The following is a 14,039-nucleotide window of genomic DNA, read 5'->3' as shown; positions in this document are numbered from 1 at the left end:
CGGACTAACAAGACATGCACCTCGGGGAACTCACCGGGGTGCATGTTCTATTGGGTCAGGCACAAGACGACCACTCGGTCGCCAGACTGAAGATCCAGATACTGCTCTCGGGGCGGATTGAGCAACAGATGCTGACCGCGTTCATCAGGTTTCCCGCGGAATAGGCCCAGGGCCAATTCCCCCTCAGCGGCAACTGTTTTCTCCAGAACCTGAAAGGTAGCGCTGGCGGGCAACGGGTAATCCGTGGGATCCCGGAACTGTATCTCGGCGCCGCCAACGGTGAACAGTTCATCCAGCACGATCCGCAGCTCCCGTCGCAAGGCCACCTGGGCGAGGACATGACTCAGAATCATGGGGCTGATCATCATCTCGCTCTGATGGCCATCCAACAGGTGACGATTGTCAGGGTCGCTCAGCTCCATAATCAGTTGGGGCCTCCGCGCAGAGTCGGCCAGGATATCCTCGAGCTGGAGATACCCCACCATCGCGCGGGCGTCCGCCTCTTCGCCTGAGGCCAACCGATCACTGCTCAGCAGGATAACGGTGTCATAGCGCGCCGGCCCAATTCGACGCAGCTCACCCTCAACCATATAATCCGCCTCGATATGCTGACAGGTCAGGCGTTCGACATTATCGACGTATTGGACAATGGCCTGCTCCCGCTCGGCTCTGGGAACGACAGAAACGAGGTCCACCTCAAAATGGCGCTGTCCATAGCTCAGGAATTCGGCAATCAGGCTGGGAATCCGCCGGTTCCAGCCCAACACCAGAACCCGGTGGTTCTGCTGATCAGCAGGCCGGTCGACGCGTATCGCTTGCCCTCTCGCAAGCTGCGGCAAGTTTGTTCTCTTGGGATCCGGTTCGGTCTCGGAGTAGTCCCGGGCCATGATGACCACCCGATCCGAAGAATCAATTCGTGAGTCTGACGGTGCCAGCAGTTGGACGTCCCAGCCGACATCCCGATATTTCAAAAGTCCCAGAACGATAACATCGGGCCGGGCAGCGGCCAGCTCTCCAAGCGTCATCCCTGCCAGCGATTCTCCGCCCCGGATATAGATTTCATTGCCATCACCGGCGGTGAGCAGTTCGTTGAATATTTCCGAAAGCCCGGGGTGAAGAATGTTCTGAACCATCAGCCGGCTGATGGTGGCGTCGCCTGCAACGACTTCCACGGCGCCGGAATAGGCTCGCTCAATGACCGGAAGCTTGCGAACATCCTGGATTTCGGCCACGACGAAAGGCAAGGGGGCCTTGAAGTGCCGCGCCTGGGCGGCGATGGAAAGCAGTGCCTTTACGGTTTCCACATCCGATGTGACCAGACTGCCCGCCTCATGGGTTGCGCTGGGCACGATAACGGCTGCTGCGTCCAGACAGGCAACACGGTGCAGCGCATCTGGCTGGATCGCCAACCCGGACCGCAAAATGATCTGACGGGCCCTGCGCCCGATACCCGGCTCACTTCGCAGCTCATGAACCTGGGCCGCAGAAGCGTCCTCAGACAACACCACCAGATTGAGTTTCTGGGCGTCGTGCTTTTCAAGAAACCGCCGCATCCGGCCACTTGAGCCTAATAATTCGGACAGCAGCGGCAGGGTCTGGCTGGTCCAGCCCAACACCACGACGTGATTCTTAAGAGTCACCGGCGTGAGACCGCGCTCCAGATCTGCCATTTTGGCAATCAGCCACCGGGTCAGGATGGCCACCAGCGTGCCCATGAACACCACATAGCCACTGATCGTGAGCAGAGTGGATACAAATCGTTGCCAGGTCCCTACATCGTCGCCCAGGTAGCCAGGATCCGTTAGCCTCAGGAAGGCCCACCAGATGGCCGAGGCCGGTTCCTCGAAGTCTCCGCCCTGGGGAACCACCAGCAGGCCGCCAACCAGAGAGATCAGACCGATAAACACACCAACCACAAGTAGCTGAAAGCCCGCTCCCTTGACGAGTTGGCGTTCCAGTATGAATTTTATTCGGTCGATCAACCGGAAAGGCAGCATAGCATTCCTCTATGTCGGGAATAGTTTCATCGCCTAAGGGTAAACTATCTGGAGCCTTTGAGAGACACTGCTTTATTAGGAAACCTGATCAGATTCAGGCGCGGGATTGCTAATCAGCCGTAAGGCTTCTTCCAGGGAAGAAGTATAACGGCTGATGCCAGGCACCGGCGTGACACCGGCACGAGCCAGGGTTCTCAATGGCTGGAACTGGAGATCGGCAATGACGATTTGTGTGCCGTCCCGTTCACAGGTGGCAATGAGCTTGCTCAGGGCAGACAGCCCACCGGCGTCGAGAATCGTCACGCCATCCATATAAAGGACAAGCCCTCGGGCATTCCGGGATAGCGCTGCAAGCTCCCCGAAAATTCGGTCGGCGGCGGCAAAAAACAGGGGTCCGTTAATCTTGAACACCTGCCAGCCATCGGGCAGCCGGGATTCTGCAATCCGTTTGCTCTGGGTGATATCTGTAACCCGGGTCATCTGGGCCATTTCCCGCATGAACAGGACCGCCGCCAACAGGACGCCGGTGGTAATGGCAATCACCATGTCGAGCAATACCGTCAGTGAAAAGCAGGTGAGAAAAACCAGGATGTCGCTGCGCGGCGCGGTTTTTAGAAGATGCAGGGACTTGGGGGCCTCACTCATATTCCAGGCCACCATCACCAGCAGAGCTGCCATGGCCGGCATGGGAAGATACGCCAGCAGACCCGCCAGCGAAACCAGCGCCAGCAGAACGACCAGCGAATGCACCATTGCGGAGACCGGCGACTCGGCGCCGGCCCGGTAGTTGGCCGCCGAGCGGGCGATGGCGGCCGTGGCGGTAATGCCGCCGAAAAACGGCGTGATGATGTTGCCAAGGCCCTGCCCCATGAGCTCGCTGTTGGCGCTGTGGCGTTTGCCGGTCATGCCATCAAGCACCACGGCGCACAGGAGGGACTCGATGGCCCCGAGCATGGCGATGGCAAAAGCTGCCGGCAGCAGATCCCGGACCAGCGACCATGACAGCCCAACAGGCTCGCCCGATGCCCCTGCCTGCTGCCACGGCCAGGCGAATTCCGGCAAGAACGGCGGAATACCCGCTCCCTCGGTGCCGTCCGGCAGGAGATAACTGAACCTTGAACCGATGGTATCGATAGCAGCGCCCTGGGCATTCAACCAGAGCGCAAGCAGGCTTCCGATCACCACCGCCGGCAGATGCGGGGGCACCGGGGTTTTCAGGCGTGGCCAGAGTAACATGCAGGCAAGGGTGACACCGGCCACCAAGGTACTCATCCCATCAAATTCCGGCAGCGCACCGGCCAGCAGGGCCAGTTTGTCCCAATAGTGCTCGGGCATATCGCTAACCTGAAGGCCCAGAAAATCCCGGACCTGCAGGGTGGCAATCACCACGGCGATCCCCCCGGTAAACCCCAGAGTTACCGATTCTGGAATGTACTCGATAAAACGACCCAGTCGCATCAGAGCCATCAGAATCAGCAAAACGCCCGACATCAAGGTGGCCAAAAGCAGCCCCCCCAGCCCATAGCTTTGGGCGATGGGGTACAGAATGACAACGAAAGCAGCGGTGGGGCCGGAGATGCTGAACCGGCTGCCACCGGTCAATGCGATCACAAACCCGGCAATAATGGCGGTGTAGAGGCCGTACTGGGGTGCAACACCACTGGCGATCGCCAACGCCATGGCCAGGGGTATGGCAATAATGCCCACCGTCAAACCCGCCATCACATCGCGCAGGAAACGGCGGCCCCGGTAGGGCTCATCAATACACGCTTCCCGGAATGCGTGAGCCATCCGGAGAGAAAAAAGGTGGGCACGATGCGGCATGAGTGACTCGTTAATTGCAACTTTTAACGACTAATTATATGCTCATTAAATCTGCATTCAATGTTAATACGGTTAACATAATCGTAAGCCACCCGAGGTAAAGAAGAACCCAATGGAAAACCGCACTGCCCGCCTGACGTTGCTGATCGATCCCGAGAAAAAGGCCGCCTTTGAAGAACTGTGCAAGCAGGAAGATGTGACGCCATCCCAGAAAGTGCGCCAGTTCATTCGGGAATACGTAGAAGAAAGGCTGGGATCGGACTGGCGCGAAGACCGTAAAAAGCAATCCTGACGGGGTTCATTACGTAAAGACTATGATGAAACCTATCGCGCCAATCCTGCTGTTTGCCACTTTGTTTGTTATGAACGGATGCACTGCCATGCCTTCATCGAAAGCCCCCGACACGCTGAATTCGGCACCGCAAACCCAGTACGATGCCCTACTGTTAAACCCGGCAAACAAGACCGCGCTGACTCCGGAAGAACTGGCGCAGCAACTGGCCGACGTCGATGTTGTGGTTGTCGGGGAATACCACGGGCACCATGGCTCACACCTTCTGCAATCCCGGCTTCAGACCGCCCTGTTTCGGCTGCGGCCGGAGCAGATTCTCAGCATGGAGCAGTTCAACCTGCATCGTCAGGACGAGCTGAACCGTTATCTGCGGGGAGAGACTGGCGAAACGGAAATGATCGAAGACGCCGGAGCCTGGGACAATTACCGTGCCTCCTATCGTCCATTGGTGGAGTTTGCACGCCGGCACGACCTTCCGGTGATCGCCTCCAATGCGCCGGCCGACGTGGTCCGCTGCGTTGGCCGCAAGGGCCCGGGCTATCTTGACCGTATTTCAGACACCTTGAGACAGAAATTACCCGCCACCCCCTTCATGGACACCCCGGAATACCGGGAAAAGTTCATGGCGGCCATCGGTGCCAGCCACCAGGCAGACGACACCATGAGCGAGCGAATGGAGAACACCTACAAGGCCCAGTTGCTCCGGGACAACACCATGGCAACGCGTATTCTTCAGGCGCGGACAGAGCACCCGGAGCACCAGGTATTGCACGTGACTGGCACCTTTCACAGTGAAAATGGCCTGGGCACCGTGGCGCTTCTGAAACAGCGCGCGCCGGAAATCTCGGTTGCGGTTGTAAGCCCGGCGTTCTGGCCTTCGGACGTCAACGAAGCGCCCCTGGACAATAATCGGGCCAAGGGTGATTTCATCTACTTTATCCAGCCTCTGCCCGACGAATTCAGGGATGCCCAGCGGGAACGTGAGGCGATGACAGCCCGCTTCCGCCGCTCGACAGACAAAAGCTGTGACTGAAACGGCCGGCTACCGGCCTGACAGACCCGATTCCAACCCAAGAGCCTTCTCAAACATCTTTAGATCCTGATCATTGAAAAGCACAAACCGGACAAGGCGAACAGAGTTGAGCTCGGCCAGCGTGCCAGACACCGCCTTCATGGCCACTGCCGCAGCATCCTCCAGTGGATAGCCGAAAACCCCGGTGGAGATGGCAGGAAAAGCGATGGACGTCAGCTTATGCCGATCTGCCAGCAACAGGGCATTTCTGAAACACTCAGCCAGCAAACGGTCGGATGGCTCGTCAACCCCGTAAACCGGCCCCTGACAGTGAATTACATGCTGGTTTGGCAGCTCGTGAGCCGAGCTTATGACTGCCTGCCCCGGCCTGATCGGCGCCAGAGCCCTGCACTCCTCTGCCAGCCCCGGTCCGGCGGCGCTGTGTATGGCGCCTGCCACGCCACTCCCTGGCAACAGTTCGGCGTTGGCAGCATTGACGATCACATCCATATCCTGCTGCTCAGCAATGTTTCCTCTGATGCACTCAACTTTCACAACCGTCATGTTTCCTTCCTTTTCGCTTGGGGCGTGAAACGCTAATCTAGACCATGACCTCAGGATAGCAGCCAGACACCGGACGCTTTCCGGAACATTCCGGTGACGTAATACAGGGACACGCCATGAAACTTTTCGCCTCAGTGGTTCTCGGCGTCAGTGCCATCATTTCTGCCGCCCTGATTGGCAATGGCCTGACCGATCTGCGCACCGGCGATCGCTACGTGACCGTTAAAGGTGTCGCTGAACGGGAAGTGGATGCCGATCTGGCCTTGTGGCCGATCCGCTTTGTCGCGACCGGTGCGTCCCTGAGTGAGGCCCAGGAAAGAGCCAGAAACAGCCGGGACGCGATCATGGCGTTCCTCAAACTACAGGCCATTGACCAGAATGCGGTCGAACTCCAGCGCCTGGATGTCACCGATACCCGGGCTAACCCCTACCAGGCCAACAACGGAGAGCAGAAGTTCATCATCAGCCAGACGCTGATGGTGCGCAGTACTGACATCGACCGAATCCGGCAGGCAGCCCAGGGTGTCAGTGAACTGGTGGACTCCGGAGTGGTGCTGTCTTCGGACTACGGCCCGTCCGGCCCGACGTACGTATTTAACGGGCTCAACGACATCAAGCCGGAGATGATTGCCGAGGCCACGGCATCGGCCCGGGAAGCTGCCGACCAGTTCGCCCAGGATGCGAAAGCAGAACTCGGGGGGCTGCGACGCGCCAATCAGGGCGTTTTCCAGATTCTGGCCCGGGATCAGGCGCCGGGCATCATGGAGCAGCAACAGCCGGTAAAAACCGTCCGGGTAGTCTCAACCGTCGAATACTACCTTCGCTAGGCCAACCGCCTACTGCGTGGCCACCATCTCATCGGTCACCTGATATTCACCCGCCAGCCAGCGCAGAATCTCGTTGGCTGCAGGGTGGTCAAAGGCATCGTAAGTGTGCTGAAGGCTCTGGCGCTTTTCATCACTGATCCGGCCCAGGCCGGCGTCCTGCAGCACCAGTAAATCCGAATGCAGCTGCGCTGCCAACTCCCTGCCCAGCACCTCGCGGGCGACATGGCGGAACGCCTGGCCATACTGATAGGAGGGCCCCAGGCGATAGGACTCCGCCAGCGTGATAGCCGGGATGGCCGTCAGCGTTGGCTGCAGGGCCGGATTGATACCATGGCCGGCAAGGTGCGCCGCGTTCGCCGCCGGTCGCCCGGTGAAGGCTCGCAGATGCAGATGTTGCGACATCCGGTCGCCGTCGTTCACTGGGTAGTTGTCCCAGAGCACCGGCTTGCGGCCAAGCAGATCTCCGACACGTTTCAGATGGCCGGGCGACACTTCCCGGGAACACACTTCCTCTCCGGTCCAGAACACGTTCACCGAGTGGTCCAGCTTGCGCCCGAGCGTCTCCAGATAATCCGCCGGACGCTCTCCGAACACGCGGTCGAGAACCGGATCATCGGAATAATAGCTGGGACAGACGCTCAGCTGTTTGATCGAGGTGCGGTCACGGACCCAGTGCACAATGTCCGCCTGAGTACCGGCAAGGTCCGGAGTGTCTGACCGCATGTCATCGAACAGAATCGCCAGCTCATCGATCCCCATGCGCTCCAGCAGGGCGAGTTTTTGTCCCAGCGCCGCCCTGGCCTCGTCGTCAAACCGGTTGAACACTTCGAACGGACTCAAACCGACACCAAATCGAACGCCTTCGCTACGACAAAAGCGCGAGAAATCGGCCAGCTCCGCGGCCATCGCCGGCGGGTGCGGCTGCTGCCACTTCCGACGCAGAAAAACATCGGCCTTGGGGGCATAGAGATAAAAGCCGTAACCATGGGGCGCCAGGGTGCGAACCAGTTGCCGCCGCTCCTGCCAGGTCCACATGGGGCCGTAAAATCCTTCAATGATGCCGAGTGTCGTTGCCATGGCCGATTTCCGCTCCGCTGGTTCCCGGGCCCGGTTCAGGTACCCTGTAACCTCCAAGTTTGACTAGACTTACCGGTAAAGCCAACTACAACCGAACTGCCCGACGAGGTGCAAATCAATGGAAATAAAAACCTTCGAGGATCTCATCGAATGGACGAGGCAACTGCACGCGCATCTTGCAAGGTGCCTGAAGGAGTCCGCCAAGCTCAACAACGACGAGCGAGCCAGCGCCCTCCTCGACTACGTTTCCAGCCACGAAACCATCCTCGAGAAAGCCGTACGGGAATTCGAGAAGCAGGCTGATCCGAAGGCCCTCAAAACCCGCATGTACGACTACCTGAACCACAAACCAATCAGGGCCAGTGCTGACTCCTACACGCACTACGCGGCAATGAGCTTTCAGGATATTGCCAGGGAAATCTTCCAGTTCCACGACCAGGTAATGGATCTCTACGATTCCCTGATTGGCAAGGCAGAGATTCCCGAGGCCAAGGCCTTGCTTGAGGATCTGCTTTCCCTCGAAGAGCACGAGGCCATGCGCCTGTCGAGCCAGATCAGCCGGATGGACGACATCTGATCCGCCGTACGACCAAGGTCGTACACCAAGCGGTTTTTGATTTCGTTTGTTAACGATAATTGATAACGTGAACTAGCATTGAGAGTGGTTTTTCCCCGAATAGGGGAGACGCTCTACCCACAAAAAAGATAAGAGGATAGAAGAGCAATGAAGATCCGTTCTGTTCTTTCCGCGGCTGTGTTGGCTGTGGCAACAACCTTTGCTTCCACACAAGCGCTCGCCCAAGACACCTTTACACTCCGCCTTGCAGAAACCTGGGGGCCAAACTTCCCGATTTTCGGTGACACCACCAAGCGCTTTGCCGAAACTGTCGAGAAAATGTCTGACGGACGCCTGAAAGTCCGTATCGATTCTTCCAACAAGCACAAAGCACCCCTTGGCATCTTCGATATGGTCAAGGCTGGCCAGTACGACATGGGCCATTCCGCATCCTACTACTGGAAAGGCAAGGTTCCCGAGACCCTGTTCTTCACCAGCATGCCGTTCGGCATGAATGCCATGGAGCAGTATGCCTGGTTCTACCACGGCGGCGGCATGGAGCTGATGCAGGAAGTCTACGAGCCCCACAACATGCTGTCTTTCCCGGGCGGTAACACCGGTGTTCAGATGGGCGGCTGGTTCCGCGAGGAAATCAACTCGCTGGAAGACCTTCAGGGTCTGAAAATGCGTATCCCCGGTTTCGCCGGTGAAGTGTTCGCAGAAGTTGGCGTTAACCCGACCAACATTGCCCCGGGCGAGCTCTACACAGCCCTCGAGCGCAATACTATTGATGCGGTTGAGTGGGTAGGCCCGGCGCTGGATCTGCGCCTTGGTTTCCAGCAGATTGCCGACTACTACTACACCGGCTGGCACGAGCCTGCTACCGAGCTTCAGTTCCTGGTGAACAAGAAAGTTTGGGAAGAGCTTCCGGCAGACCTGCAGGAAATCATGCGTGTTGCAATGCGCACGGCTTCCTACGACATGCTGGTCCACTCCCAGCACGCCAACGCAGAAGCCTGGGCAAACATTCGCGAAGAACATCCGAATGTCCAGATCAAGCGTTTCCCGGACGATATCTTTGACGCGATGTACGCGGCCAATAACAAACTGCTTGATGAAGCAGCGGCCGAAAGCGACATGGCTGCCAAGATCATCGAGTCCCAGCAGGGTTACCTGGAGAAAAGCCGCGCTTACACCAACATTTCCGAGCGCGCCTACCTCAACACCATGGCCGAAGTCGAGTAAGATATAGGCTGTAACGGAGCCGGGATTGCTCTTGCAGTGATCCCGGTTTTGTCGTTTATAGCAACGGATAAAAGCGCCAGTTCGGCTGGCGGGGGATCATCAATGCGGTGGATTATCAAACTGGACGACGGGCTTGCCCGGCTGTCCACCTTCTGTGGCTGGGTTGCCTGTGTCGCGATGATACTAATGGCACTCAACGTTTTTTACGACGTTGTAGCCCGCTACGCCTTTAACAATGTTTCAATCGGCATGCAGGAAATGGAATGGCACCTCTATTCCGTGGTGTTCCTGCTGGGCATTCCTTACGCATTACGCACGGATGGTCACGTTCGGGTAGACGTTTTCTATACACGCTGGAGCAATAAAGCCAAAGCCTGGATCAATCTGGTTGGAGCTATCATTTTCGTCATTCCATTCGCCTACCTGATTGGCATTTACGGCTATGACTTTGCGATTGACTCCTACCAGATGGGCGAAGGCAGTGGAGATCCCGGCGGCCTTCCCCATCGATGGATCATTAAATCCGTGATCCCGATCAGCGCCTTTTTCATCGCCGTGGCCGGCCTCAACATGGTCACCTATGCAATTCGGGTCATGTCTGGGGAAAAAGCTTATGCTGGTGAGCACAGCGCAGGAGGCCTCGCATGATCGGTATGATTATGTTCGGTGTGGCCCTGCTGATGCTGATGCTGGGCTTCCCGGTTGCATTTACCTTCGGTGGCGTTGCGCTGTTTTTCGGAATTTTCGCTGAGGGCATGGATCTCTTTGCCTTCATGCCCTATCGCATCATGAGCGTGATGCAGAACACCGTCCTGATGGCAGTGCCGCTGTTTATCTTCATGGGCGTGGTGCTTCAGCGCACCCGGCTAGCCGAACAACTGCTGACATCCATGGGCCGTCTGTTTGGTGGCCTGCCCGGTGGCCTGGCCATCTCGACGATTCTGGTCGGTGCACTGCTGGCCGCCTCGACCGGCGTCGTGGGTGCCAGCGTGGTTGCCATGGGCCTGATCTCGCTGCCAGTCATGTTGGCGCATAAATACGACAAGAGACTGGCCACGGGAACCATCTGTGCATCCGGCACCCTCGGTCAAATTGTGCCGCCATCCATCATCCTTATCATTCTGGGCGATGTCCTTGGCCTTCCGGTTGGGGATCTGTTCAAGGCCGCGGTCTGGCCCGGCATTGTGTTGGTGGGGCTCTACATCATCTACATCCTGGTGCTGACCAGACTGAAACCTGAAACCGCGCCCGCCATGCCGGATGAGCCAGGCGTTTCCCGGAAAAAGGAAGTCTTCAATGCGCTGTTGGCGATCATCCCGCCGCTGGCATTGATTGTGGTGGTTCTGGGCTCGATCTTCACCGGCATTGCTACGCCAACCGAGTCATCCGCTCTGGGTGGCGTTGGCGCCGTGGTTCTGGCCATCATCTACCGCCAGTTTTCCTTCAAGATGGTATGGGATGCATCCAAGGATACGGTCAAGGTGACCGCCATGGTCTTCGCGATCCTGATCGGTGCTACAGCTTTCTCCATGGTGTTCAGCTACACCGGCGGCGACTATCTTCTGGAAGAGTGGCTGCTCCAGCTGCCCGGCGAAAAATGGGGCTTCATCATTCTGGCCATGGTGGTCATCCTGGTGCTGGGTTTCTTCATCGACTTCGTTGAAATCTCTTTCATCATCGTGCCGATCCTTGCCCCGGTGGCGGAAGCTCTGGGCATCAACATGCTCTGGTTCGCCATCCTGATCGCCATGAACCTGCAAACGAGCTTCCTGACGCCACCGTTCGGGTTCTCGTTGTTCTACCTCAAAGGCGTCGCACCGCCGGGAGTGCGAACGACCGATATTTATAAAGGCGTACTGCCCTTCATCCTGATACAGATGTTCGTGCTGGCGCTGATTGTGATTTTCCCTGAATGGTTTGGTATGAGCTCCTCATACTGACCCGAATAATGCCGGGCCTCTGGGCCCGGCATTTTTTATCCGCCCATTTTCGCTCTTCACTATCCCTCTAATAGTTTTCCTCTATTTTCAGCCAACCTGACAAAATCTCACTGTTTTCTATACTGAACGGACAACCGGCGATTCTCAGACTGGTATTCGGGAACCCTGGCGCGCGCATCGACAAAAACATTGATGTTGAGGTTATCAAGGGAGAGCGAAGTCCATGAACCAGAGCACTGCCCAGAAAACCCGTGACAACGGGCAAGAACCCAAAAACCACGTTCTGACCCTGCCACTGGAAAATACCCACGTGGATCGGTCACCACACACTTACGAGCGCTGGCTGATCGCCAAGCTCATGCGGATGGCGGGATCACCGCCGCTGCGCTTCCGGCTCTGGAACGGCGATGTGATCGAACCGGAGGGCCAACTCGCGCAGTTCACCCTGCATCTGACCGACCCCAAAGCCCTGTATGCGCTGGTAACCAATCCCAACCTGGCGTTCGGAGACCTCTACAGCGCCGGTCGCCTGGAGGTTGAAGGCGACTTGCCGGACCTGATGGAAACCCTTTACCGGTCCGTTCACCAGGCGCGTCAGAAGTGGCCGAAATGGCTGGAGGCCCTGTGGCGCAACCACAACCCCAGATCCACCGGCATCCCGGAAGCCAAGGAAAACATTCACCATCACTATGATCTGGGCAACGAGTTCTATCAGCTCTGGCTGGACAGCGCCGAAATGCAGTACACCTGCGCCTACTACGAGACGCCGGATCTGAGCCTCGAACAGGCCCAGCTGGCCAAACTCGAGCACGTTTGCCGCAAACTCCGGCTAAAGCCCGGCATGACGGTGGTCGAGGCCGGCTGCGGCTGGGGTGGCCTGGCCCGCTACATGGCCCGCAATTACGGCGTGAAGGTCCATTCCTACAATATTTCCAGGGAACAGCTCGCGTTTGCCCGAGAAGAAGCTCGCAAGCAGGAGCTCGATCATCTGGTGGAGTATATCGAGGACGATTACCGGAACATCAGCGGGCAATACGACGCCTTCGTATCCATCGGCATGCTCGAACATGTGGGCAAGGAGAATTACAAGGCCCTGTCCGAGTTGATCAAACGCAGCCTCAAGCCTGATGGCATTGCCCTGCTGCATAGCATTGGCCGCAACCGCCCGATGCTGATGAACGCATGGATCGAGAAACGCATCTTCCCGGGTGCCTATCCGCCGAGCATTGGCGAATTCATGCAGATCTGTGAGCACGGCGATTTTTCAGTCCTGGACGTCGAGAATCTGCGCCTGCATTACGCCCAGACCCTGAGTCACTGGATGGAGCGCTTCAACCAGAACGAAGACAAGGTCACTGCCATGTACGACGGCCACTTCACCCGGGCCTGGCGCATGTATCTGGCCGGTTCCATCGCCGCATTCCGGGCAGGTTCTCTGCAGCTGTTCCAAGTAGTCTTCAGCCATGGCGACAATAACCAACTACCCCGGAACAGACGGGATCTTTACGACTTTCCTGCGGCACCCGAGGAGGCCTGATGGACTATTACGACCTGATCATCGTTGGGGCCGGCCCTGCCGGATCCACTCTGGCCAGCGCCCTCGAAAACAGCGGCAAAAAAGTGCTGATCATTGATAAGCAGGACTTTCCGAGGGACAAAACCTGCGCAGGCTGGGTTACGCCTGCCGTGATGGAGACTCTGAAAATTGACCCGGAGGAATACTCGCGCGGCCGAACCCTGCAACCCATCCGGCGGTTTCGCATCGGGATGATGGGCCAGCCGGCCGTGGAGAACGATCACGGCGACGTAGTCAGCTATGGTATTCGCCGGTGTGAGTTTGACAACTACCTGCTCAGCCGCGTCAACGCTCCGAAACAGCTGGCCACGCCGGTCAAATCCATCGTGCGTAAAGAGGGCAACTGGGTCGTCAATGACACCTGGGAAGCGCCTCTTATTGTCGGTGCCGGCGGTCACTTCTGCCCGGTAGCGCGATTGCTGGGGGATGGCCCCGGGGGCCATGAAACCGTTGTGGCGGCCAAAGAGGTTGAATTTGAAATGACACCGGACCAGGCTTCAGCCTGCCTGGCCCGGGGCGATACGCCCGAGCTATGGTTCTGTCGGGACCTGAAGGGCTATGCCTGGGTTTTCCGTAAGGGCAATTTCCTGAATATTGGCCTCGGCCGGGAAGACAACCACAAGTTGACAGGGCATCTGGAAGCGTTTGTTGAGGAAATGAAATCCACCGGCCGGATTCCACAGGACCTGCCCGGACGCTTCAAGGGCCACGCCTATCTGCTCTACACTCATGCCGACAGACCCCTGGTGGACGACGGTGTGATGCTGATTGGCGACGCCGCCGGCCTCGCCTACACCCAGAGTGGCGAGGGTATCAGGCCGGCGATCGAATCCGCCCTTCTGGCCGCCGATGTGATCCGCGAGGCCACCGACTACTCAGCCTCCTCCCTGCAGATTTACGGTGATGCCATTGCCGAACGCTTCGGCACTCGCGCCTCCGAGCCGGACCAGGGCTGGCAGGTTCCTGACTGGGTCAAGATGCCTCTGGCCAGCAGCCTGATGCGCTCACACTGGTTTACCCGCAAGGTGGTTACAGAGAAGTGGTTCCTGCACCAGGAGGTGCCACCGTTGAAAGTGGCTGTCTGAGGCGTAAAGCAAAACCCGGGAGCACCTATCATGATGCTTCCGGG

13 protein-coding genes are annotated in these 14,039 nt (G+C 57.9%); 9 read left to right on the top strand and 4 right to left on the bottom strand.

Features of this window, described 5'->3' with window-relative positions; all coding sequences use genetic code 11:
- Positions 1-47: 47 nt before the first annotated feature.
- Positions 48-1,997 (bottom strand): CASTOR/POLLUX-related putative ion channel, encoded by a 1,950-nt coding sequence (locus CFB02_RS16885; protein ID WP_088558936.1) that lies wholly within the window; start codon positions 1,995-1,997, stop codon positions 48-50.
- A gap of 75 nt (positions 1,998-2,072) precedes the next feature.
- Positions 2,073-3,821, bottom strand: coding sequence for a C4-dicarboxylic acid transporter DauA (gene dauA / locus CFB02_RS16880; protein ID WP_088558935.1), 1,749 nt, complete (start codon positions 3,819-3,821; stop codon positions 2,073-2,075).
- Between the two features lie 112 nt (positions 3,822-3,933).
- On the opposite strand from dauA, the gene CFB02_RS16875 reads away from it, so the two are divergent.
- Both CFB02_RS16875 and CFB02_RS16870 read left to right on the top strand, forming a co-directional pair.
- A complete protein-coding gene (locus tag CFB02_RS16875) occupies positions 3,934-4,113 on the top strand; it encodes a CopG family transcriptional regulator (protein WP_088558934.1) in 180 nt (59 codons plus the stop codon).
- Between the two features lie 88 nt (positions 4,114-4,201).
- Positions 4,202-5,146: a ChaN family lipoprotein gene (locus tag CFB02_RS16870; protein ID WP_088559286.1), complete on the top strand. Its 945-nt coding sequence runs from the start codon at positions 4,202-4,204 to the stop codon at positions 5,144-5,146.
- Between the two features lie 9 nt (positions 5,147-5,155).
- On the opposite strand, the gene CFB02_RS16865 is transcribed toward CFB02_RS16870, so the two are convergent.
- Entirely contained in the window at positions 5,156-5,689 is a 534-nt protein-coding gene (locus CFB02_RS16865) for a macro domain-containing protein (protein ID WP_088558933.1), read from the bottom strand.
- 116 nt (positions 5,690-5,805) lie between these two features.
- Here CFB02_RS16865 and CFB02_RS16860 point away from each other — a divergent pair, with 116 nt between their 5' ends.
- The gene (locus tag CFB02_RS16860; protein WP_088558932.1) at positions 5,806-6,516 is read left to right on the top strand and encodes an SIMPL domain-containing protein; all 711 of its coding nucleotides are present in this window, start codon (positions 5,806-5,808) and stop codon (positions 6,514-6,516) included.
- Positions 6,517-6,525: 9 nt separating this feature from the next.
- Here CFB02_RS16860 and CFB02_RS16855 read toward each other — a convergent pair whose 3' ends face one another.
- Entirely contained in the window at positions 6,526-7,593 is a 1,068-nt protein-coding gene (locus CFB02_RS16855) for a beta-N-acetylglucosaminidase domain-containing protein (protein WP_088558931.1), read from the bottom strand.
- Between the two features lie 118 nt (positions 7,594-7,711).
- Here CFB02_RS16855 and CFB02_RS16850 point away from each other — a divergent pair, with 118 nt between their 5' ends.
- From CFB02_RS16850 to CFB02_RS16825, 6 genes are all read left to right on the top strand, one after another.
- Positions 7,712-8,170 carry an ATPase gene (locus CFB02_RS16850; protein WP_088558930.1) on the top strand — a complete coding sequence of 153 codons (459 nt, stop codon included), beginning with the start codon at positions 7,712-7,714 and terminating at the stop codon, positions 8,168-8,170.
- Between the two features lie 147 nt (positions 8,171-8,317).
- Entirely contained in the window at positions 8,318-9,394 is a 1,077-nt protein-coding gene (locus tag CFB02_RS16845) for a TRAP transporter substrate-binding protein (protein ID WP_088558929.1), read from the top strand.
- Between the two features lie 102 nt (positions 9,395-9,496).
- Positions 9,497-10,042, top strand: coding sequence for a TRAP transporter small permease subunit (locus CFB02_RS16840; protein ID WP_088558928.1), 546 nt, complete (start codon positions 9,497-9,499; stop codon positions 10,040-10,042).
- Positions 10,039-11,334, top strand: a complete 1,296-nt coding sequence (locus tag CFB02_RS16835) for a TRAP transporter large permease (RefSeq protein ID WP_088558927.1) — start codon at positions 10,039-10,041, stop codon at positions 11,332-11,334. The genes CFB02_RS16840 and CFB02_RS16835 overlap by 4 nt, the downstream gene beginning before the upstream one ends.
- Before the next feature lie 223 nt (positions 11,335-11,557).
- A complete protein-coding gene (locus CFB02_RS16830; RefSeq protein WP_088558926.1) occupies positions 11,558-12,871 on the top strand; it encodes an SAM-dependent methyltransferase in 1,314 nt (437 codons plus the stop codon).
- Positions 12,871-13,995, top strand: coding sequence for an NAD(P)/FAD-dependent oxidoreductase (locus CFB02_RS16825; RefSeq protein WP_088558925.1), 1,125 nt, complete (start codon positions 12,871-12,873; stop codon positions 13,993-13,995). The genes CFB02_RS16830 and CFB02_RS16825 overlap by 1 nt, the downstream gene beginning before the upstream one ends.
- Positions 13,996-14,039 lie beyond the last annotated feature (44 nt).

The sequence above is a fragment of the Marinobacter sp. es.042 genome (assembly GCF_900188315.1).
GTDB lineage: Bacteria > Pseudomonadota > Gammaproteobacteria > Pseudomonadales > Oleiphilaceae > Marinobacter.
Note: the sequence above shows the minus strand (reverse complement) of the source record. Positions and strands in the feature narration are given on the sequence as shown.

Bases quoted from the DNA above. Each gene is read 5' to 3' on its own strand.
- CFB02_RS16855 (WP_088558931.1), bottom strand. From the start codon at position 7,593: ATGGCAACGACACTCGGCATCATTGAAGGATTTTACGGCCCCATGTGG.
- CFB02_RS16840 (WP_088558928.1), top strand. From the start codon at position 9,497: ATGCGGTGGATTATCAAACTGGACGACGGGCTTGCCCGGCTGTCCACC.
- CFB02_RS16875 (WP_088558934.1), top strand. From the start codon at position 3,934: ATGGAAAACCGCACTGCCCGCCTGACGTTGCTGATCGATCCCGAGAAA.
- CFB02_RS16825 (WP_088558925.1), top strand. From the start codon at position 12,871: ATGGACTATTACGACCTGATCATCGTTGGGGCCGGCCCTGCCGGATCC.
- CFB02_RS16835 (WP_088558927.1), top strand. From the start codon at position 10,039: ATGATCGGTATGATTATGTTCGGTGTGGCCCTGCTGATGCTGATGCTG.
- CFB02_RS16845 (WP_088558929.1), top strand. From the start codon at position 8,318: ATGAAGATCCGTTCTGTTCTTTCCGCGGCTGTGTTGGCTGTGGCAACA.
- CFB02_RS16865 (WP_088558933.1), bottom strand. From the start codon at position 5,689: ATGACGGTTGTGAAAGTTGAGTGCATCAGAGGAAACATTGCTGAGCAG.
- CFB02_RS16830 (WP_088558926.1), top strand. From the start codon at position 11,558: ATGAACCAGAGCACTGCCCAGAAAACCCGTGACAACGGGCAAGAACCC.
- dauA (WP_088558935.1), bottom strand. From the start codon at position 3,821: ATGCCGCATCGTGCCCACCTTTTTTCTCTCCGGATGGCTCACGCATTC.
- CFB02_RS16870 (WP_088559286.1), top strand. From the start codon at position 4,202: ATGCCTTCATCGAAAGCCCCCGACACGCTGAATTCGGCACCGCAAACC.
- CFB02_RS16860 (WP_088558932.1), top strand. From the start codon at position 5,806: ATGAAACTTTTCGCCTCAGTGGTTCTCGGCGTCAGTGCCATCATTTCT.
- CFB02_RS16885 (WP_088558936.1), bottom strand. From the start codon at position 1,997: ATGCTGCCTTTCCGGTTGATCGACCGAATAAAATTCATACTGGAACGC.
- CFB02_RS16850 (WP_088558930.1), top strand. From the start codon at position 7,712: ATGGAAATAAAAACCTTCGAGGATCTCATCGAATGGACGAGGCAACTG.